Source organism: Alkalihalobacillus sp. TS-13, from assembly GCF_019720915.1.
Taxonomy (GTDB): domain Bacteria; phylum Bacillota; class Bacilli; order Bacillales; family Fictibacillaceae; genus Pseudalkalibacillus.
Map to the genome: position 1 here is coordinate 525,799 of NZ_JAHKSI010000001.1, position 21,495 is coordinate 547,293.

Annotated in this window: 22 protein-coding genes and 1 other annotated feature; of the genes, 19 read left to right on the forward strand and 3 right to left on the reverse strand. The window is 40.5% G+C overall.

Features of this window, described 5'->3' with window-relative positions:
- Nucleotides 1-351 precede the first annotated feature (351 nt).
- The 4 genes from KOL94_RS02600 to KOL94_RS02615 all read left to right on the forward strand — a co-directional run bounded on the left by KOL94_RS02600 (nt 352) and on the right by KOL94_RS02615 (nt 2,967).
- Nucleotides 352-531, forward strand: a complete 180-nt coding sequence (locus tag KOL94_RS02600; RefSeq protein WP_221563806.1) for a YjzC family protein — start codon at nt 352-354, stop codon at nt 529-531.
- 152 nt (nt 532-683) lie between these two features.
- Nucleotides 684-1,496: a basic amino acid ABC transporter substrate-binding protein gene (locus KOL94_RS02605; protein ID WP_221563807.1), complete on the forward strand. Its 813-nt coding sequence runs from the start codon at nt 684-686 to the stop codon at nt 1,494-1,496.
- A gap of 95 nt (nt 1,497-1,591) precedes the next feature.
- Complete coding sequence (locus KOL94_RS02610; RefSeq protein WP_221563808.1) at nt 1,592-2,248, forward strand: amino acid ABC transporter permease; 657 nt, start codon at nt 1,592-1,594, stop codon at nt 2,246-2,248.
- Nucleotides 2,245-2,967, forward strand: a complete 723-nt coding sequence (locus KOL94_RS02615) for an amino acid ABC transporter ATP-binding protein (RefSeq protein WP_221563809.1) — start codon at nt 2,245-2,247, stop codon at nt 2,965-2,967. Before KOL94_RS02610 ends, KOL94_RS02615 begins: the two co-directional genes overlap by 4 nt.
- Before the next feature lie 500 nt (nt 2,968-3,467).
- Here KOL94_RS02615 and KOL94_RS02620 read toward each other — a convergent pair whose 3' ends face one another.
- Nucleotides 3,468-3,647 (reverse strand): YjzD family protein, encoded by a 180-nt coding sequence (locus KOL94_RS02620; RefSeq protein WP_221563810.1) that lies wholly within the window; start codon nt 3,645-3,647, stop codon nt 3,468-3,470.
- A gap of 283 nt (nt 3,648-3,930) precedes the next feature.
- Here KOL94_RS02620 and KOL94_RS02625 point away from each other — a divergent pair, with 283 nt between their 5' ends.
- The 9 genes from KOL94_RS02625 to KOL94_RS02665 all read left to right on the forward strand — a co-directional run bounded on the left by KOL94_RS02625 (nt 3,931) and on the right by KOL94_RS02665 (nt 12,251).
- On the forward strand, nt 3,931-4,674 hold the full coding sequence (locus KOL94_RS02625; RefSeq protein WP_221563813.1) for a M35 family metalloendopeptidase: 744 nt from the start codon (nt 3,931-3,933) through the stop codon (nt 4,672-4,674).
- A gap of 428 nt (nt 4,675-5,102) precedes the next feature.
- A complete protein-coding gene (locus KOL94_RS02630) occupies nt 5,103-5,807 on the forward strand; it encodes an NAD-dependent epimerase/dehydratase family protein (protein ID WP_221563815.1) in 705 nt (234 codons plus the stop codon).
- Nucleotides 5,808-5,936: 129 nt separating this feature from the next.
- Nucleotides 5,937-6,890 (forward strand): BMP family ABC transporter substrate-binding protein, encoded by a 954-nt coding sequence (locus tag KOL94_RS02635; RefSeq protein WP_221563818.1) that lies wholly within the window; start codon nt 5,937-5,939, stop codon nt 6,888-6,890.
- A gap of 21 nt (nt 6,891-6,911) precedes the next feature.
- Nucleotides 6,912-7,103, forward strand: coding sequence for a ComZ family protein (locus tag KOL94_RS02640; protein WP_221563819.1), 192 nt, complete (start codon nt 6,912-6,914; stop codon nt 7,101-7,103).
- Between the two features lie 840 nt (nt 7,104-7,943).
- On the forward strand, nt 7,944-8,879 hold the full coding sequence (locus KOL94_RS02645) for a beta-ketoacyl-ACP synthase III (protein WP_221563820.1): 936 nt from the start codon (nt 7,944-7,946) through the stop codon (nt 8,877-8,879).
- A gap of 24 nt (nt 8,880-8,903) precedes the next feature.
- Nucleotides 8,904-10,142 carry a beta-ketoacyl-ACP synthase II gene (gene fabF / locus KOL94_RS02650; RefSeq protein ID WP_221563821.1) on the forward strand — a complete coding sequence of 413 codons (1,239 nt, stop codon included), beginning with the start codon at nt 8,904-8,906 and terminating at the stop codon, nt 10,140-10,142.
- A gap of 253 nt (nt 10,143-10,395) precedes the next feature.
- Nucleotides 10,396-10,620, forward strand: a complete 225-nt coding sequence (locus KOL94_RS02655; RefSeq protein WP_260412181.1) for a YuzI family membrane protein — start codon at nt 10,396-10,398, stop codon at nt 10,618-10,620.
- A 111-nt stretch (nt 10,621-10,731) separates the two neighbouring features.
- A complete protein-coding gene (locus KOL94_RS02660; protein ID WP_221563823.1) occupies nt 10,732-11,493 on the forward strand; it encodes a YjbA family protein in 762 nt (253 codons plus the stop codon).
- Between the two features lie 89 nt (nt 11,494-11,582).
- Complete coding sequence (locus KOL94_RS02665) at nt 11,583-12,251, forward strand: type 1 glutamine amidotransferase domain-containing protein (protein ID WP_221563824.1); 669 nt, start codon at nt 11,583-11,585, stop codon at nt 12,249-12,251.
- Between the two features lie 35 nt (nt 12,252-12,286).
- Here the strand turns inward: KOL94_RS02665 and trpS are convergent, their stop codons facing one another.
- Nucleotides 12,287-13,282 carry a tryptophan--tRNA ligase gene (gene trpS, locus KOL94_RS02670; RefSeq protein WP_221563825.1) on the reverse strand — a complete coding sequence of 332 codons (996 nt, stop codon included), beginning with the start codon at nt 13,280-13,282 and terminating at the stop codon, nt 12,287-12,289.
- A 60-nt stretch (nt 13,283-13,342) separates the two neighbouring features.
- Nucleotides 13,343-13,593, reverse strand: a binding site (T-box leader).
- Nucleotides 13,594-13,640: 47 nt separating this feature from the next.
- Nucleotides 13,641-14,003, reverse strand: coding sequence for a DUF3899 domain-containing protein (locus KOL94_RS02675; protein ID WP_221563827.1), 363 nt, complete (start codon nt 14,001-14,003; stop codon nt 13,641-13,643).
- 424 nt (nt 14,004-14,427) lie between these two features.
- Here KOL94_RS02675 and KOL94_RS02680 point away from each other — a divergent pair, with 424 nt between their 5' ends.
- The 6 genes from KOL94_RS02680 to KOL94_RS02705 all read left to right on the forward strand — a co-directional run bounded on the left by KOL94_RS02680 (nt 14,428) and on the right by KOL94_RS02705 (nt 21,256).
- Nucleotides 14,428-16,098 carry a peptide ABC transporter substrate-binding protein gene (locus tag KOL94_RS02680; RefSeq protein WP_221563829.1) on the forward strand — a complete coding sequence of 557 codons (1,671 nt, stop codon included), beginning with the start codon at nt 14,428-14,430 and terminating at the stop codon, nt 16,096-16,098.
- A 167-nt stretch (nt 16,099-16,265) separates the two neighbouring features.
- A complete protein-coding gene (gene opp3b / locus KOL94_RS02685) occupies nt 16,266-17,195 on the forward strand; it encodes an oligopeptide ABC transporter permease (protein ID WP_221563831.1) in 930 nt (309 codons plus the stop codon).
- Entirely contained in the window at nt 17,195-18,211 is a 1,017-nt protein-coding gene (gene opp3C, locus KOL94_RS02690; RefSeq protein ID WP_221563833.1) for an oligopeptide ABC transporter permease, read from the forward strand. Before opp3b ends, opp3C begins: the two co-directional genes overlap by 1 nt.
- Nucleotides 18,212-18,230: 19 nt before the next feature.
- Nucleotides 18,231-19,250: an ABC transporter ATP-binding protein gene (locus KOL94_RS02695; protein ID WP_221563835.1), complete on the forward strand. Its 1,020-nt coding sequence runs from the start codon at nt 18,231-18,233 to the stop codon at nt 19,248-19,250.
- Nucleotides 19,250-20,236: an ABC transporter ATP-binding protein gene (locus KOL94_RS02700; RefSeq protein ID WP_221563837.1), complete on the forward strand. Its 987-nt coding sequence runs from the start codon at nt 19,250-19,252 to the stop codon at nt 20,234-20,236. The genes KOL94_RS02695 and KOL94_RS02700 overlap by 1 nt, the downstream gene beginning before the upstream one ends.
- Before the next feature lie 165 nt (nt 20,237-20,401).
- Complete coding sequence (locus tag KOL94_RS02705; protein ID WP_221563839.1) at nt 20,402-21,256, forward strand: DegV family protein; 855 nt, start codon at nt 20,402-20,404, stop codon at nt 21,254-21,256.
- Nucleotides 21,257-21,495 lie beyond the last annotated feature (239 nt).

A 21,495-nucleotide genomic window follows, 5' to 3' on the forward strand; every position in this document is an offset into this window, starting at 1 on the left:
AGGAAATTCACTCCCTTTCCGCGGGTTCAAGAAATGCGGAATCGACCCGGTTAGGCACGTAGGTCACTGGAAAACTGACGAGGAGGCTGTTGCCGCCGCAGGAAGTTTGAAGTGATCCAAGTGACTGGTCGCTGAGCTAAACATCACTTCCAAGCATAGCCCTAAATCCGCGAGCCTCCTCGCGCATTCTGCGCTGTGGGGTCTCGCCTGGCTCGCTTTTCCCGCAGGAGTGTCGCGAATTTCCCCTGTCAATCCCAACTGACCATGCACAAACATTGCATTACGAGAAATTCATCTCGATTAATTTTTTATTGAGGAGGTTATCCTACTGATAAAAAGGAGGGATTTAGAATGGGACAGAATCATCAGTTCAATCCTGGTCAGAAAGCACCAAACAATGGCGTTTACGTTGAGATAGGAGAGACGGGAAGCATGGTGAATAACCCAAAAGAAATCAAACTGCATGCAGGTGACGCATTTCCGGAAACAAGTAATCATAATCGGAAGTGGACGTATAAACGGAAGCCGTGATTATGCAAGTTACCAAATATGAACACTTGTTCAATTTTTTGTTGAAATTAACGGACTTTAATACTAGAATTAAATTATTAAAAATTTAGAAAATTATAAAAGGAGAGGGTAGAAAGTCGGTCGTCATCATAAAACATTTGGGGGAGGATATAATGAAGATTATTAAAGTTCCGTTTCTATTTATGCTTATCGGCCTGCTTACCATTTTGGCTGCATGTGGAGGCAGTGGGGAAAGTTCAGGTGATAACAATAAGGAGTTAGAAGTTGTCACAGACGCAGCATATGCACCTTTTGAATATATGAAAGGTGATAAGATTGTTGGTTTTGATATTGATTTCATGGATGCCGTGATGGAAGAAGCAGGCTATACGCCGAAATATAAAAATATCGGCTGGGATCCGCTATTTGTAGAGATTCAGGGAGAAAAGGCTGATGTTGCAATTTCTGCCATCACCATCAATGAGGATCGTAAACAGACATATGATTTTTCAACACCGTATTTTGAATCAAGAAATATGATTTTAATTCCTGAAGATAGTGATATCCAAAGTGCTGAAGATTTGAAAGGGAAAAAAGTAGCTGTCCAGAATGGTACAACTGGACAAGCTGCTGTGGAAAAGATTCTTGGATCAAATCACAAAGATATCAAAAAGTTCGATAATAATACACTTGCGATCATGGAGTTGGTTCAGGGAGGAGTCGACGCGGTAGTTGCGGATAACAGTGTCGTACTCGAATATGCGAAAAACAATCCTGATAAAAAGCTCAAGACAATCAGTGATGAAGAAAATTTCGAATCTGAATTTTATGGACTCATGTTCCCGAAAGGAAGCGACTTGAAAGCGGATTTCGATAAAGCTGTTAAAGAAGTCATCGAGAATGGAACATATGCAGAGATATATAAAGAATGGTTCGGTGATGAACCAGATCTTGAAGCATTGAAACAGCAGATGGAAAACGAATAAATCAAGTCATGGGGCTGACCAGGTGTTGGAGTGATCTGACACATTGCTTGTCAGCCCTTTCTTCAATAAAAGAGGACATCCAAGGGGAGAGGTTTATGGAATTCAGATATGATTTGATAATTGACTATGCACCATATTTCTTAAGAGGAACACTTTATACGATAGGTTTTTCATTTGTCGGCATCTTGATTGGTACGGTCTTAGGCTTATTGATAGGATTGGGGAAACTTTCGCCTTATCGAGTTCTCAGGTATCCACTTGATTGGTACATCACTTTTTTCAGGGGGACCCCTTTTTTTGTACAGATCCTATTGATATACTTTGGGGTTGTACCGCTACTGATTGGCGATTCAAATGCGATATTGGCAGGAGTCTTGGGGCTCTCCTTAAATGCAGGGGCGTATATTGCAGAAATTTTCAGAGCTGGAATTCAATCGATTGATAAAGGGCAGATGGAGGCATCACGTTCATTAGGGATGAATTATTATGAATCGATGCGATATGTCATTTTGCCACAGGCAATTAAACGTATGATTCCTCCGTTAGGGAATGAATTCATTGTTTTGATAAAAGAATCATCAATCCTGGCAATCATAGCGGCACCTGAATTGATGTACTGGGGAAGAGCGATGCAAGGGCAATATTACCGGGCATGGGAGCCATATCTTACTGTTGCACTGATATATCTTCTCTTGACTCTAACAGTCAGTACAATTTTAAACTACATCGAGAGGAGATTAACTACAGAATGATAAAAGTTCAAAATTTAAAAAAATCATTTGGTTCACTAGAGGTTTTAAAAGACATAAGTGCAGAGATAAAGCAGCAAGAAGTTGTATGTGTGATCGGGCCGTCTGGATCAGGGAAATCCACTTTCTTAAGATGTCTCAATCTGCTCGAATCCATCACCGATGGCAAAGTATATATAAAAGGCATTGATATTACGGCAAAATCAACGGATATCAATAAACTGCGTACAGATGTCGGCATGGTGTTCCAACAGTTCAACCTTTTCCCCCATAAAACGGTGTTGGAAAATATCATCTTATCGCCAATGAAGGTAAGGAAGTGGAATAGGAAAAGAGCTGAGGAGAAAGCACTCGAGCTTCTTGCAAAAGTAGGATTATCCGAAAAAGCGGAGGTATATCCGAATTCACTTTCAGGTGGCCAGAAGCAGCGGGTCGCGATTGCGAGAGCATTGGCGATGGAACCTGAAATCATGCTATTTGATGAACCGACATCTGCACTGGACCCAGAAATGGTCGGTGAGGTTTTGGAAGTTATGAAACAACTGGCCAAAGAAGGCATGACAATGATTGTGGTCACGCACGAAATGGGCTTTGCTAGAGAAGTCGGAGATCGCGTTCTCTTCATGGACGAAGGGTATATAGTAGAAGAAAACGAGCCGAAGAAGTTATTTTCAGATCCACAGCACGAACGAACCCAATCATTTTTAAGTAAAATACTATGAAAGAAGACGGGACTGGTTGAAATCAGTCTCGTTTTATTTGCACTTAAGGAAAGCATATACTTTCTTCAGTATAAGTGCAATTATGGCTCAAGCCTTCGTCAAGGCTTGGCTTTGCGAGGTTTTCTTTAGATGTTTTAAGGCTGTGTTGATTTAAACGAAATAGCGAGCCAGGCGAGACTCCACTGTTTTTAAAAGGAGCTTCGACTATGATAATGACTTCGACTAAATACCACCACGTCCGGTGGTGAACGTCGAAGTCAGTACATCCTGTACAAGTACGTCCTGTGGTGAACGTCTAAGCCAGCATAAGTAAGCTTCTAAGAATTCTCATCGCAGAAACGAAAATGATTTCATTTTTGTGTTGAGATCCTGTGCAAGTGAGGAGGCTCGTGGATCGCCCGGAACAATATCAACTATTTCAGATAATGAGAAAAAGATAGCCAAGACAAAAAATGACCCAAAAGCTGTTACGCTTTTGAGCCACTTTCACTACACAATCATCATTCTGTTGTTTCGTCCTTTATTCCTGCATCTCCGAGTACAAATACGAATACAGAAAGAATAAGTCCGATAACTGTTGCTAGGCCGAAGCTGTAATGGCCGCCTTGCATTGAGCTTAGCACATAGAAAGCCATATTGCTCAACAATAATGCCCAGATTATTGTCCAAATGTAACGCATATGATCACCTCAAGAATAATATGTAGCAATTTACACTTAAAAAGTGCAACTAAGGCTCAGCCTTCGCCAAGGCTTGGCTTCGCCAATTTTTTTATCCAATTCATATTGTAGCACAACTTGCCTTCTATCAAAACGTTTTCACGAAACTTCCAAAAAAAGTTCACCTTTTGCTGTTTATGGCACCTATGCAGAGTAAAGCATAAGAAAATTGGGCGAAAAACCTGTTCTCTTTTCTTTTTCTCGCATACATTAACTTAGAATGTAAGATTAAGGTGTGATGAATTTGAGTATAACCACTCACCGATTTATAAAAACGAATGATCAGCATGCTATCATTCATCTTCCGGAACAGCCTAATGGTTTTGCGATCCTGATAATAGGAGATACGAATCATTATGTGACTAACCAAACAAGCTCATGGTTGCAGCATCCAGAACGGAGGAAATTCATCGAGGAACTGTGCCGTTATGGATACACCGTTTATTATTCCAATTTATATGGACGGCATTGGGGGAATGATGGTAGTGTCGAGCTGCTGCATCGAATGTATCATACCATCCTGAAGCAAGAAATCATCAATTCCAGAATCCATGTGTTTGCTGAAGGAATGGGGGCCTTATCTGCTGTTAAATGGATGTATCATCATGAAACACTCACGAGGTCTGTAGCCTTCATGAATCCATGTTTCAGCTTGAAAGTCCATGCTGAAGCCGTTATGGAGCAAAAACTCTTTTATAAGCAGTTTCATAGGGAAATCAGAAAAGCATATGATATGTCCGAAGATAAAGCAACGTTGTTTTTGGTGAAGGATAAAGGAATGTACGACTACCCTTCGAAAGCACCGGTGAAGATTTGGCACAATATGCAGGGAACTCCGTATTCATTTATAAAACATAGCCGTGCTTATGAAAAATTCAGGGAGGATCTAGGAGCGCCGATCGCACTGACGCTGCAGTTACCTGGGGGAAAATACGATCTCGCAAACAAAGTGAAGAATTTCTATCAAAAAAATGAGCTTGAACTATAGTGATCAACCAGTGTATAGAGAAGTAATTCCGAATGTAACTCAAAGGGAACGGATTTTACTGTTAAGCTGGTTGATCTTATTCATGTTTATTTCAATACATAAAGCTTCTCAAAGTTAGTCATAAGGACTCTGTAATCCATGAAGAAACAGGATTTAGTTCATCATTTGCGGACGATCCGCGAGCCTCCTCCCCTACACAGGATGTCAAAACAAAAGTGAAATCATTTTCGTGTCTGCGATGAGAATTCTTAGAAGCTTTCCTTGTCGAAGCTCCTTTAAATAACGGGGAGTCTCGCTTGGCTCGCTTTTCCCGCTGGAGTGCCGTAAATTTCGTTTCAGTCAAACTTAGTCAGAAATCAACTGTATTATTTAACAAAGCCTAAAAATAAGATAGTAATAGACTGTATGAAAATGGAGGGCCAGTTATAATGAAGAATACCTTGATTACTGGAGTGGCTGGAGAGCTTGGAATGCTCCTTTGTAATGAATTTTTAAATGATGAGATTGATGTATATGGGATTGATCATTTAGATAGGGAAGGACATGTCGGCCTCGATCTAATCGGAAGGAATGCCTTATTCCATTTCTATAACCTGCCGATCCAAGAGGTCGATTGGGATGATATTGAACAGCCAAGGACCATCTTCCACTTAGCTCAAACTTCGCCAAAGACGAACCAGTTATCGGAATTGAAAACAATCCTGCAAAATCAACAACAAAATATGAGGAAGGTTATTCAATACGCAGCTGAGCAAAATAGTAAAATCATCCTTATTTCTACAACGGATGTATATGGAAATAGCAGACCACCCTTTCAAGCCGATCGAACACCACAGCCAAACAGCTTGTATGGCACATTGATGTTGACGGAGGAAACATACCTCACTGAAACAGCTGAAGTTTTTGATGTGGATTATCATATTATGAGAATTCCCATGGTAAATGGCTGCAGAAATTCCATCGAAGAAAGATGTTTTGCGGTGGATAAATTAGAAAAAGCAGGAGTTTCGGACCAGAATAGAGAAATCAGTAATACCTTTACAATCACGAAAGAGACGTTTATCATGTCTTGTAATCAACTTATGAAGGGAGAATACTCCGATAAAATCATTACCCTATACGAAGAAAGATGACAACGTTTTTTGCATACCGGACCGTTTGGAAGAATGATTTAGTACTCTTGGAATATTTCGAAATCATATGTATCGTTTATACTAGTACTAGTAATAATGTCTTGGCAGTAAAGAGGAGAGGAAAAAAGAATGGCAAAGATAATACCTTTCCTGATTGCAATTTCCCTTCTATCTCTTTCAGGTTGTCAGCAAGCACTGAATTCCGGAGAGTTAGAGAGCATTGGACTTTTGATTGAAGATACCATAACCGATAAAGGGTGGGGCACGAAAGGTTATAAGGGCTTACTTCAAATTCAAGAAAAACTCGGTAAGGAAGTATTTTATCGTGAAGAGGTTAAATCAAAAGCACAAGTTCTATCAGCAGTCAGAGAATTTCAGAAGAATGATGTGAATCTTGTATTTGGCCATGGAAAGTTATATGCACCTCTATTCATGGAAATTAAATCGGAATTTCCCGATATGCATTTCGTTAGCTTCAATGGAAAAGTGAGCGGAGAGCGAATAACGAGTATACATTTCGATTCATATGCCATGGGTTATTTTGCAGGGGTGATATCTGGTGCTATGACTGAATCCGGGCAAATCGGTATGATCGCAGCTTTTCCCTGGCAGCCTGAAGTAACAGGATTCCAAGAAGGTGCCAGCGTTTATAATGAAAACGTAGAAACACATATTGAATTTGTTGAAGACTGGGAGGATACGAATAGAGCATTCAATATTTTAAGGAAAATGACAGGACAAGGTGTTGATGTCTTTTATCCTGCAGGAGATGGATATACCGTACCAGTGATCGAAAGGATCAAGGAGCAAGGAAATTATGCGATCGGGTTTGTTTCCGATATGGCGGATCTAGGTGAACAAACCGTTTTAACAAGTACGGTCCAACATGTCGATCGTCTTTATGTCAGGATTGCCAAGAAGTATGACGAGGGGGAGCTCCGGAATGGAAATATCCATTATGATTTCCAGGAGGATGTGATATCACTCGCGCCTTTCAGTGATGAAGTGCCGAATGGCCTACAAGATAAGATAAGCACATTGGTTAAAGAATATAAAGAAACTGGCAAACTCCCACAACCATAATATCATTGGAGGATAAACCTTATGAATCAAGAAAGAAATATGAAGTTCATGCAAATTGCGATGACACATTTACCTGAAGCGAAACAGATGATGGAAGATAAAGGTATGCAATTATCAATGGAAGACATCCAACCTTTACTCAACATGCTGATGAATGTGATGAATGACGCGTATGAGCTAGGAAGAACAGAAGCCGTATCCGAGGACGATTAAGAAATCGTCGGTCATACTTAATACATAGGAAACATAATACATAACCCGTTGGACCTTCAGCATGAAAATTGCAGAAGGTCCTTTATAAAAAGATAGGTCTACCCCAGCACTTCGACGTGGTATTTTTTTATGAAGACAGTCAGTGGAAGGTTTTTGTGTTTTGTAGATAAAATCTTTTTTTGTAGATAAATCAGAATTTCATATAAGCTGAGCAATCATTTTACCTTATTTACGTCCAACCTCTGCATTTTATGAATAAATACCATCCAATATTGCCCTTATTATTCTGCTTTTCTTCCATAATCGGATAAAAACATCGATTTTTGAAAGGGTTTAAGTTTTGCTGGCGGTCCCAAAAGCTCCCTAACTCGCGCTGGACTCAACACAAAATGATTTCATGTTCCGAGGCTGCGATGAGAATTCTTAGAAGCTTTTCTTGATCTAAACTAAACTTATCCTACGCTGTTCCGGCTTTAATGAGCATGCCGTCGAGGGATGTTCCATGTTTTGTTCTATACATTGATTTTAGTAGAAATCTCTTGTAGCAATATTCGAAGATAGTGTAATTTCGGACAGGAACGCAAGAAATAAAGGCAAAGCATCCCGAAGCCGGCCTAACTTCGGACAGGAAAACCATAAAAACATCAGTCTATCATACAAAGGAACCTCCTTCGATAAACGTTTCCGGAATTATCCAAAGGGCGAATTTCTGCATCGTTAACACATACATAGAATAAAAACCAATGATAATAACTAGACAATATAGAAATATTGGATTAAAATTAGTACCAAGTCATAATATAAGATACTAAGAAAAGTCATACAAAAAGGGGTAATAAAATGAATGCAGGCGTAATCGGAATTGGCAGATATGTCCCGGAACGTGTGATGACCAATGCAGACCTTGAAAAGATCGTCGATACATCTGATGAATGGATCCGTACAAGAACTGGAATCCAAGAAAGAAGAATAGCAGATAATGATATGGATACATCCCATATGGCAGAAAGAGCTGGAAATGAAGCGTTGGCAGATGCAGGCCTGGACGCAGCTGATATTGATTTGATTCTAGTCGCTACAGTGACTGGTGATTATGGATTCCCTTCCGTAGCTTGTCTAATCCAAGAAAGGCTTGGAGCACATAATGCAGTAGCTATGGATATAAGTGCAGCATGTGCGGGGTTCATTTATGGTATGATAACGGCAAAGCAATATATTGATACTGATACTTATAAAAACGTGCTCGTCATCGGGGTTGAAAAGTTATCAAAAATCACGGATTGGGAAGATCGGAATACCGCTGTCTTATTTGGGGATGGAGCAGGTGCAGCAGTCATCGCACCCGTGTCTGATGGGAAGGGTATTTTATCGTTCGATATGGGCTCTGATGGTTCAGGGGCAAAGCATCTATTCCAAAACGGTGACCATTTATACATGAACGGACGTGAGGTATTCAAGTTCGCTGTCAGACAAATGCCTGAATCCTCCATGAAGGTCGTTCAAAAAGCAGGACTACAAAAAGAGGACGTAGACTTTTTGATCCCACATCAAGCAAATATCCGCATTATGGAGGCTGCACGGGAACGCCTTGGTTTACCTCAGGAAAAAATGGCCTCCACTGTCGCAAAGTTTGGAAACACATCCTCCTCTTCAATTCCAATTGCCTTGGTCGAAGCTAGGGAATCAGGTAAGATAAAAGATGGAGATGTACTTGTACTCGTAGGTTTTGGCGGAGGATTGACCTGGGGTGCAGTCGCGTTAAGATGGGGAAAATAGTTTTTTAAGGAGCTGAATTAGACTATGAATAAACGAGTTGTCATTACAGGACTGGGTACAGTCTCTCCACTCGGAAATAATACAGAGACGACTTGGACGAACATTATCAATGGAAAATCAGGAATCGGTGAACTGACAAGAAGAGACAAGGATCAATTCCCTGCAAAAGTAGCTGGGGAAGCGACTGAGTTCGACCCTGCACAATTCATGGATAAAAAAGATGTACGCAAGATGGACCGCTTTACTCAATTTGCAATTGCAGCTACACAGATGGCTGTGAAAGATGCTGACTTAACCATCGCAGATGATAATGCAGATCGAGTAGGTGTATGGATCGGTTCTGGAATCGGCGGGATGGAAACGTATGAACAGCAATTCCAGGTTTTCATGGAAAAAGGGCAACGGCGTGTCAGTCCTTTCTTCGTACCGATGATGATCCCGGATATGGCCTCAGGTCAGGTATCGATCATGCTCGGTGCAAAAGGAATCAATTCATGTACGGTTACGGCTTGTGCATCGGGAGCGAATTCAATCGGAGATGCGTTTAAAGCGATTCAACGCGGTGATGCTGATGTAATGATCACCGGTGGGACGGAAGCGCCGATCACAAACATGGCCTTGGCCGGATTCTCATCGGCTAAAGCTTTATCTTTCAATACCGATCCTTCCTCTGCAAGCCGTCCGTTTGATGCAAATCGTGATGGTTTCGTCATGGGTGAAGGGGCTGGAATACTTGTACTTGAATCGTTGGAATCAGCTCAAAAACGCGGAGCTAGAATTTATGCAGAGATTGTAGGGTATGGTTCAACTGGTGATGCCTATCATATTACTGCTCCAGCTCCAGGAGGAGAAGGCGGCGTACGTGCGATGAACATCGCTTTGAAGGATGCAGGGATGTCTCCTAGTGAAGTCGATTATTTGAACGCCCATGGTACAAGCACTGATTTTAATGATAAATATGAAACAATGGCGATTAAATCAGTATTCGGTGATCACGCGCAAAAGCTTGCGATCAGTTCAACGAAATCAATGACAGGACATTTGTTAGGTGCTGCAGGCGGGTTGGAAGCAGTGCTTTCAATCAAATCGATTGAAAACAATATCATGCCACCGACCATCAATTACGAAACTCCTGATCCTGAATGTGATTTGGATTATATACCGAATGAAGCAAGAAAAGCAGAAGTCAATACAGTCATGAGTAACTCCTTAGGTTTTGGAGGCCATAACGTAGCGCTATTATTCAAACGATATACGGATTAATAGAAATAATAAAAGGCTGATGGGATTATTATCTCATCAGTTTTTTATATCTTATTAAAGTTGTTTTTGAAGAATCGTATTTAAGGGATTAAATCAACAAGAAACAACAGCAGGAGTAAATTGATGAAGTGGATTTTCGTGCACACATTATAATAGTAGAAACTTAGCAATGAATAGTTGTCATAACCTGACTACATGTCCCATATAGTGAATTAACATATGTATACAAGCACTCTAATAGGAGATGAGGGCTTTGGTTTTTCGACTATTCTTACTATTATTAGGATTCAGCTTTGCTGTTTCAGGCGGGGTCAGCTTGATAGCCTTCTTAAATTTGATTACAACCGGCCATGGATTTGTTAATTATTTAGCCTTCATCCTGACGCGGGTTGAGTCCATTTTATTCATAGTCGGTTTGCTGTTGGTATGGGGCAGTATCTATTTGCCTTCCTTCAATGATAAAAACGATGAGAATTGACGAAAATGTACAATTGTCGACTAAAAAAAGTGCGATTAAAGAATAAATTTGTAGCCCTCTGACTATACTGATTTTAACAAAACAGTAAATCCTGTAAAGTGAGGGGTATACATGTTGTACTTAAGAGACGTTTGGGTAAACTGGTTCGAAGGCGAAGAGAACGGTTATAATGTTTGTGAATTCCATGAATGGAGGAAGGAAGACTTCATCGAACTTCTCGATCAAGTCCCGATCATCAAGATGGAATCACCTCTTTTAAACTACATAGAAAATGACTTGAGTGAATTGCCTGAGGAACTGTTGCGAGAGGTAAAAAACAAGAGTTATATCCGTAAAAACAACCAGAGAGAACAAATCGAGTATTGCATGATTGCGACGGACGGAAAGAAATGTCTTGTTGTGGATACGATGGGATATAAAATTCCGATCCGTAAAAGCAGGATGATTCCACGGCAAGAACAATTGGTATATGAAATGGCTGAAGAATTGGATCCGAAGAAATACACATTCGATTCTACAAATGAACAAAAAAAGGAATACCATATCCTCTCCCCAGACCCTAAGGATATGAAAGGCCTGACACGTCGTGAACGACAGCTGAAGCAATTGTTATTCATGGCCCTTGACCAGATGTATACGAGCGGCAATACAGCAGAAGCCAGATATTGGTACACAGAATGGATTCCAGAAAAGTATACAGATATCCAGATGATGAGTTTTGATGAAGCATGGAGAGCTCTCTATAATGAAGTATGTCAAGGGTGGACATCAAAGCATCAGTCGATCTGTGAACGGCTGATAAAAGGACAACCTTACTTTGAGAAAATATGGGAATTAGAAAAAGGAACACATGTAAACCAACAGAGGAGCTGACGCTGATCAGCTCTTTTTTATTTGATACGTTTAAATGCATGTGTTGAAGGGAATTGTCAGTTGTACAATTAACTACAAGGAGGTTTATCATGTCTAAAAGAATCCTCATGATTGTAACGAATGCAGATAAAATAAATGATGAAAAGGAAACCGGTTTATGGTTGGAGGAATTCGCTGTACCGTATAACCTTTTTATAAATCAAGGGTATGAAGTAACGGTCAAGAGTCCAAAAGGCGGCCAGATTCCACTTGACCCAAATAGTATTCCTGAAGAAGAGAAGCAGGAATTCGCTGATGCGCAAGACAAATTGACTCAAACGGATAAGCTAACTGAAAATGACCTGAAGGAAGAATATGATGGCGTGTTTTTACCAGGTGGACATGGTACGATGTTCGACTTTCCAGATAATGAATTGATGCAAAAAATTATCGGCAAAATGGCTGATCAAAATAAAGTGATTGGAGCTGTTTGCCACGGACCATCCGGTTTAGTCAATGTAACTTACCAGGATGGTACCCCACTGGTAAAAGGGAAAAAAGTCAATGGTTTTACCGATGAAGAAGAAAAAGAAATGCAACTGACTGAAGAGATGCCGTTTTTACTTGAGACAACACTTAGAGAAAAGGGTGGAAAGTTCGTCCAAGGGGATAAATGGACCGACTTTTCAGTTAGAGATGGAAACCTTGTAACAGGGCAAAACCCGATGTCAAGTGAAAGTACGGCTCAAAAATTGATTGAAGCACTGAATGAACAATAAAGCAAAAGGGATGATCGCAACGATCATCCCTTTTATCACTTCTTTTTCCTTTTACGTTCTAAACCCATTGCCCTTTCAGCTTTTGCAAGCATTTTGTTGGCAACGAATTCAGCTTTCTCTGCACCTTTATCAAGGATGTCATCAAGCTCATCGGAATCGAGTAATTGATAATAACGCTCCTGGATAGGCTTGAGTTGACCGATTACTGCTTCAGCAACACCTTCTTTAAAGTCTCCATACCCTTTACCTTCATACTCTGCCTCTAATTGTTCAATCGATTTTCCAGAACAAAGTGAATAGATCGTGAGAAGGTTTGCGACACCAGGTTTATTTTCCTTGTCATATTTTACAGTGGCATCTGAATCTGTTGTCGCACGTTTGATTTTTTTGCGGATTGTCTTTTCATCGTCAAGCATTGAAATGAAACCACTTGAATTCTCATCAGATTTGCTCATTTTTTTCGTCGGGTCTCCGAGATCCATGATTCGTGCGCCAACTTTCGGGATATGCACCTCTGGTATGGTGAAGATTTCATTATATTGTTTATTGAATCTTTCGGCCAAATCCCTCGTCAATTCAAGATGCTGCTTCTGATCGTCACCGACGGGTACGATGTCCGTCCCATACAACAGGATATCCGCTGCCATCAAAGGAGGATAGGTAAGAAGCCCGGAAGAAACACCAATCCGATTTTCCGATTTATCTTTGAATTGCGTCATTCTCTCAAGTTCCCCAATATAGGAAATACATTGCATGATCCATCCCATTTTCGTGTGGGCAGGGACCTCTGATTGGATGAACAAAGTTGATTTGTCCGAATCAATTCCAATAGCTAGATATAATGCAGATAAATTCCTGGAATTATCTCTAAGTTCCAGTTTATCTTGAGGGACTGTGATGGCGTGTTGATTCACCACACAAAAATAACAATCATGCTCCTCTTGATAGGTTACAAAATGCTTCAATGCGCCGAGATAGTTCCCTAGTGTCGGGATTCCTGTCGGCTTTACACCAGAAAAGATTGTTGCCATGAAAATCACTCCTTATATGTTCTGTTAAAGAAAAAATAAAAAACGCGACACAACCGTCCATTATGGGACGATTGCACCGCGTTGCCACCCAGAATTATTCATAAAGAATCACTCAGTTCTCTGCGTATAGACATCAGCCTATAGTACAGAGTGTCCAGGATAACGTCAGGACCTTACGTCAAAGCCTACTACAAAATGTTTCGGTTTGATAGCTCAGAAGCCCATTCCACCGATGACCTTGTCTGTTCTCACCAACCACAGACTCTCTTAAAAGGGGAATTCAGTGTACTCCTCTTCCTCATCGCAATAACAAATTTTATTAACGATAGTATATACAATTGGAAATCAATTTGCAATATCAAATGGTAAAAGAAATCAATACCGTTGTCAAAAATCCGAGCAATCCCGTAATCAGCAATGGTTCTGAAAGGGTATATTCAAACGCTTCTGATGGTAATTGCATATTTTCGACGTCATCCATGATTTCACCCATTTTCGTACCTTTCTTCATGAACTTTCTGAAACTCAACGTGAATGCATCGAAAAATCCGCCTCTTGTAACGAACATAAGACCGCCGAACATGATGTAGAGCATCGAAATCAGGAAGACAGAGTTTATGAATGTTACAACTGTAATGTTGTCGTAGTAAAAATACATAAAACCAGAGCCGATTACAAGCAAAAGTGCTAATAAATATGTGGATTGTCTAATCAATCGCATTATGTCACCTCATTATTGATGATACACGATAGAAGTTTATCGTAGCAATACCCTAAACACTGTTAAAGCACGTGTAATATGTCAGAATATTTGATAATGAATGACAATTGCATAACTCATTCATTTCTATTAACGATAAATACCATTACATCAACCGTTTGGTGTATCTTCTATGCAAAAACTTCTATTTTTAAGCACTCTCTACCCAAAGATGCCGATTTTTAAAGTGGTTCAAAAGTCCTAATTATTGTTATCAAACCGTAATGAACATAGGGTTTTTGTAAAATATATTAAAAAAGTGCATGCAAAATTTTGTGAAAACTTGTATAATACAAAATGTGAACGAAATTCCTTAAAAAATCTGACATTTTCTGAGGGTGACGTTCGCATAATTTCACCAATATTTAGGGGAGGTCATTAAGACATGAGAAAGTCAAAATGGTCATTGCTTTTAACACTAACATTAGTGTTGAGCATGTTCCTTGCTGCATGTAGCGGCGGCGGCGGAAATAACGCTGACGGCGAAAAAGACAGCAAGGATGGAAAAGATAGCGGTAACAAAGATGTACCTCAAGTATTGAACATACTTGAAGGCGCAGAGATCCCGACAATGGACTCTGTAATGGGAACTGACGCTGTAGCGTTCCAAGTTATGGCAGAGACAATGGAAGGTCTTTACCGTCTTGGAGAAAACATGGAGCCTGTTGAAGGTATGGCAGAAAGCCATGAATTAAGTGACGATGAGAAGACTTACACTTTCAAACTTCGTGACGCTCAATGGTCAAACGGAACACCTGTAACTGCAGATGACTTCGTTTATTCTTGGAGAAAAGCTGTAAATCCTGACACAGGATCTCAATACAACTTCATCCTTGGAGACGTTAAAAACGCTAACGCTATCATGGCTGGCGAAATGGATCCAGAGGAGCTTGGTGTAGAAGCAGTTGACGAGAAAACGTTGAAGGTTGAACTTGAGCAACCAGTTCCTTACTTCATCAGTTTGACTACTTTCGCAACTTTCTTACCACAAAACGAAGAATATGTTGAAGAGCAAGGCGACCAATACGCATTAGAAGATGAGAACCTTATCTACAACGGACCATTCACCCTTACTGATTGGAAACATGAAGAAGGTTGGGTACTTAAGAAGAATCCTGATTATTGGGATGCTGAATCTGTAAAATTAGAGCAAATCAACGTAAAAGTTGTTAAAGAAACTGCAACTGGCGTAAACCTTTACGAAACAGGAAAAGTCGACCGTGTTGGCCTTTCTTCTGAATATGTAAACAAATATAAAGATCATGAAGAATACAAAACTTTCGAAGAGCCAGTAATGTTCTACCTTAAGATGAACCAAGAGCGTGAAGATCTTGCGAATGTAGATATCCGTAAAGCGATTCAAATGGCTGTAAACAAGGAAGACCTTGTCAATGTCATCTTGAACAACGGATCACTAGCTGCAAACTACTTCGTTCCAAAAGGATTCGTCACTCACCCAGAAACTGGTGAAGACTTCCGTGAGTTGAATGGAGACCTGATTTCTAACGATGTTGAAAAAGCACAAGAACACTGGGAAAAAGGTTTAGAAGCACTAGGGAAAGAAGAGCTTACACTAGAAATTCTTGGTGGAGACTCTGAAGTAGCGAAGAAAATGGACGAATACCTTAAGAACCAACTTGAAACGAATCTTCCTGGTTTGACAATCAAGTTGAAAGGTGTTCCATTCCAACAACGTCTAGAGCTTGATGAAAACATGGATTATGACCTGCAAAACGCTGGTTGGGGTCCTGACTATGCAGATGCAATGACATTCATCGACATGTGGGTTACTGACGGTGGACATAACAAGACTGGATTCTCTAACGAGAAGTATGACCAACTTGTTAAGGACGCTAAGACTACATTGACTTCTGATCCTGCAAAGCGTTTTGAAGCAATGTTGGAAGCTGAAAAACTCTTGATTGAAGAAGAAGCAGTACTTGCACCACTTTACCAACGTGCTCGTGCTCAGCTTTGGAAGCCATACGTGAAGAACGTTTACCAAAACTCATTTGGGCCTGACTACAGCTATAAGTGGGCTTACATCGAAAAGTAAGAGGAAACTTAAAGTTTAGTCAGTAAAGGGAGAGTATCAGGAGAGTATATGTCGCCTGAATGACGTATACTCTCTTTTTCCCTGTTAATGGATAGTTTTCAGAAAATAATAAACCATTCGTTGGACTTCTTCAATAGACAAAAAGGCATACATGGAGGTGGAAGAGGATGAAAGGGTATATTTTAAAACGTGTGATTTATATGTTTATCACCCTGTTCCTCATTGCGTCAGCTACATTCTTCTTGATGAAAATCATGCCGGGTACACCTTTAAGTAACGCGGCAAAGTTAACGGCTGAGCAAGAAGCGATTATACTTGAAAAATATGGACTTAATGACCCCGTCCCTGTTCAATATGTAAAATATATGGCTAATGTAGTAACCGGTGATTTAGGTGTTTCATTCCAATATGATGGACGGAATGTTACAGATTTAATTATGAGTAGAATTGGTCCATCTGCACAACTTGGACTTCAATCGATCATTTTTGGGGCAATATTTGGTATCTTACTTGGTATCATATCAGCAATCCGCTATAACACGATTTGGGATTATGGTGCAACATTCATCGCAGTTATCGGTAAATCGATTCCTAGCTTCGTGTTCGCAGCTTTGCTTCAATACTATGTTGGCGTTAAGTTACAATGGTTCCCTGTCGCCTTCTGGGAAGGTTGGGAATACTCAGTAATGCCAACGATTGCATTGGCTGTGTTCGTAGTAGCCGTTTCTGCACGATTTACCCGGACTGAGATGCTTGAGGTCATGAATCAGGACTTTATCACGACTGCAAGAGCAAAGGGTGTAAGTGGTTTTGCTGTTGTATTCAAGCATGGTATTCGAAATGCGATGATTCCATTGATCACTATTTTAGGACCACTTGCAGTTGGATTGATGACTGGTACGTTGGTCGTTGAGCAGATATTCGCAGTACCAGGACTTGGGGAACAATTTGTCCGTTCGATTACGACAAACGATTATCCAGTTATAATGGGGACAACTTTGTTTTTCTCATTCTTCTTGATTTTGGTGATTCTGATCGTCGATATCCTTTATGGAGTCATTGATCCTAGAATCCGTTTGGCAGGAGGGAAAGAGTAATGAGTAAACGTGAAAATTATGTAAATGATGAACTTTTCCAGCCTGCACATCTTAGCAATGAAAAGAGTGAGAAGATTGCTGGTCCAAGTCTAAGCTTCTGGCAAGATGCTTGGATGCGGTTAAGAAAAAATAAATCAGCCATCGCTGGTTGCATCGTTTTACTCGCTCTGACGATCCTTGCAATATTCGGTCCTATGATGAACGATTTTGGATTTGATGATCAGAAACTGACCCGTGCGAATCTTCCAGCTAAAGTCCCTGGACTTGAAAACCTTGGAATCATGGACGGAAAAGATGACATGGGTAATGATATGTATGAAATGAAGGGCATAGAAGAAGGAACGTATTTCTGGTTTGGTACAGATGGACTTGGACGTGACCTTTGGACTCGTGTATGGCAAGGTACTCGTATCTCTTTATATATCGCTTTATTAGCGGCTGCAATCGATATGGTGATCGGGGTTATCTATGGCGGTATTTCAGCTTATTATGGCGGCCGTGTCGATAACGTCCTTCAACGTATCGTAGAGGTACTGGTTGGAATTCCGAACCTGGTCGTCGTTATCTTGATGATACTCGTCTTAGACCCAGGAATTATATCGATAACCGTTGCCCTGACAATAACCGGTTGGATTGGAATGTCGAGGATTGTCCGTGGCCAAATGTTGAAACTAAAGGGCCAAGAATTCGTTTTAGCTTCTAGAACGCTGGGATCATCCGATAATAAGATCATTTCCAAGCACTTGATCCCGAACGTAATGGGTGTCATCATCATCAATACGATGTTTACGATTCCATCTGCAATCTTCTTCGAAGCATTCTTAAGTTTTATCGGTCTTGGATTACAACCGCCACTAGCATCATTAGGAACATTGATTGAAGAAGGATATCGTAATATGCAGATCTTCCCTCATATGATGATCTATCCCTCGATCATCATCAGTTTGGTCATGATCGCATTCAACGTGGTGGCTGATGGATTACGAGATGCGCTTGATCCGAAGATGAGAGATTAATAGAAGGTGGGTGAAGAGGATGGAACACATTTTAGAAATCAAGAATTTACATGTATCATTTGACACTTTTGCCGGTGAAGTACAAGCCGTCCGTGGTGTCGATATCAAATTGCAAAAAGGTGAAACCCTGGCGATCGTTGGTGAATCAGGATCAGGTAAATCCGTAACGTCTAAAAGTATTATGCGATTGATCCCTAACCCGCCTGGTAGAATTAAAGAAGGACAAATTCTCTTCCAGGGGAAAGATCTAGCACAATACTCCGAACGACAAATGCAAAAAATCAGGGGATCAGAAATATCAATGATATTCCAGGATCCAATGACGTCATTAAATCCAACGATGACAGTGGGTAAACAAATCATGGAAGGGCTTCGGATCCATCAGAAGATGTCCAAGGCTCAAGCTACAGATCGTGCTTTTGAATTATTGAAATTAGTCGGTATTCCGAATGCAGAAGCACGATTGAAACAATACCCGCACCAATTCTCGGGCGGTATGAGGCAACGTGTGGTTATCGCCATTGCGCTCGCGTGTAATCCTAAGATTTTGATTGCGGATGAGCCGACAACTGCACTCGATGTAACGATTCAAGCACAAATCCTTGATTTAATGAAAGATTTACAAGATAAGACTGGTACAGCAATCATCCTGATCACACATGACCTGGGTGTCGTAGCGAATGCTGCTCAACGTGTTGCCGTCATGTATGGAGGACAGATTGTTGAAACCGGAACTGTTGACGAAATTTTCTATAAACCGAAGCATCCTTATACTTGGGGATTGTTAGCTTCAATGCCGAAGCTTGGTACTGCTGGAAGTGATCTAATCGCAATTCCAGGTTCACCTCCTGACTTGAGTGATCCTCCAAAAGGATGTCCATTTGCTGCACGTTGTCCGCATGCGATGAAGGTTTGTGTAGATCATATGCCTGATGCTACAGAAGTTTCTGGTACGCATAAAGCAGCCTGCTGGTTATTGGATGAAAGAGCACCTAAAGTTGAAAAGCCGGTTGAGGCATCAGTTGGGGGTGCAAGATAATGGCAACAAGAGAGAAATTAGTAGAAGTAAAGAATCTAAAGAAATACTTCAACATGGGCAAAGGGCAAATGTTGAAAGCAGTAGACGATGTTTCATTTGATATTTATAAAGGTGAAACGTTAGGTCTAGTTGGTGAATCCGGTTGTGGTAAATCTACGACTGGAAGAACGATCATCCGCCTATATGGTGCTACAGACGGATCTGTCACTTTCAACGGTGAAGATGTCCATGGTAAGAAAAATAAAGCGAAGCTAAAAGAGTTCAATAGAAAGATGCAGATGATCTTCCAGGATCCTTATGCATCATTGAACCCAAGGATGACTGTAAAAGATATCATTGCTGAAGGTATTGATATTCACGGACTTGCAAAGACGAAGGAAGAAAGACTGAATCGTGTATATGAACTTCTAGAAACGGTCGGCCTGAATAAAGAACATGCGAACCGTTATCCGCACGAATTCAGTGGTGGACAACGTCAACGTATCGGAATTGCCCGTGCATTAGCAGTAGATCCTGATTTCATCATTGCTGACGAGCCTATCTCAGCATTGGACGTATCCATTCAAGCACAGGTTGTCAACTTGATGCAAAAGCTTCAGCGTGAGCGCGGTTTGACATACTTGTTCATTGCACATGACCTGTCAATGGTCAAGCATATCAGTGACCGTGTCGGGGTTATGTATCTTGGTAACCTTGTAGAGCTTACTGAAAGTGACACGCTTTACAATGAGCCTTTGCATCCATACACACAAGCTCTACTGTCTGCGATTCCTGTTCCAGATCCGGAGCTTGAGCGAAGCCGTGAGCGTATCATTCTTGAAGGTGATGTACCATCTCCTGTATCACCACCTAGCGGCTGCCGTTTCCGTACAAGATGTCCACATGCGATGGATGTATGTGCGAAAGTGGTACCTAAGTGGCAAGAAGCTCGAGAAGGTCACTATGTAGCTTGTCACCTATATGATGAAGAATTGAAGGAAAATTAATTTTTTATAAAAACGATCTCCGTAAAAGGGGGTCGTTTTTCATCTTTATTTTGTCAAAAGCATTCAGCCATTTATTTTTAATCTAAAATAGTTGTATTTTATCTGAAAACACACTACGATAGTATGAGAGACTATGCGGAGTATGGATAGGAATGAGGATAGAGTATGAAGATAGCTTTAGTAGTTGATAGTGCGAGTGATTTTTTAGGACAAGAAGAATACATAGAAATTACCACTCCATTGAAAGTAGTCCCGCTGAACGTTAATTTTAAAGGGGAAGATACCTATTTAGATGGCACTACTATCACCCATGAAGAATTCTATGAAAAAATGAGAAATTCAAAAGAGCTGCCTAAAACGAGCCAGCCTGCACCCCAAAAATTTTTCGATACATTCAAAGAATTACTTTCAGAAGGCTATTCAGTAATTTATCTAGGCATCGCGAGTAATTTAAGCGGTACTTTTCAAAGTGCTAACGTAGCCAATGAAATGTTTAGTAAAGAAGAGCAAAAAAGGCTTTATTTAGTTGATACAGAGACGGTTTCAGCTGGAGTTATTTATTTGTTGGAATTTGCCGATCAATTAATCCAAATGGGTCATACACCAGAAGAAGTCTATCAAAAAATACAAGAACGCAAGAAAGATGTAACAGGGATCATCCTACTCGAAACATTAGAGAACTTGAGAAAAGGCGGTCGCATCTCAACATTACAAGGTAAAGTCGGTAACTTTTTGAATATCAAACCTTTGCTTAAGATAAAAGAGGGGACAGTAGAAACTCTTGAAAACTTCCGGGGTAAAAAGAAAGGGATTAAAAAACTGGCTGAAATGATTCATGACTGGAGAGAGGACCACGGAGAATTATTGATCGTACACAGTTACCCTTCTAAGCAGGTTGTCATTGAGAGCTTTAAAGAGCAATTTTCCTTGGATACATTCAAAAAGATCCGTTGTATTAAGTTAGGTAGTGTCATCGGGACTTATGGGAGTGAAAATTCCATCGGGATCATAAAGTATTGAACAGTTCTGGTTACAGGGCTGTTTTTTTGTGTATTTACATCTGTTGGTTTTTATTGTTGATTTAAACGAAATTCACTCCCTTTCCGCGGGCGATCCACAAGCCTCCTCGCTCGTTCCGAGCTGTGGGGTCTCGCCTGGCTCGCTGTTCCCGCAGGAGTGTCACGAATTTCGTTTCAAAGTTCATTAGCAGAATCAAGTGTTTAAAGAAAGCATAAATTACTTACTTCAATTTAGGTACA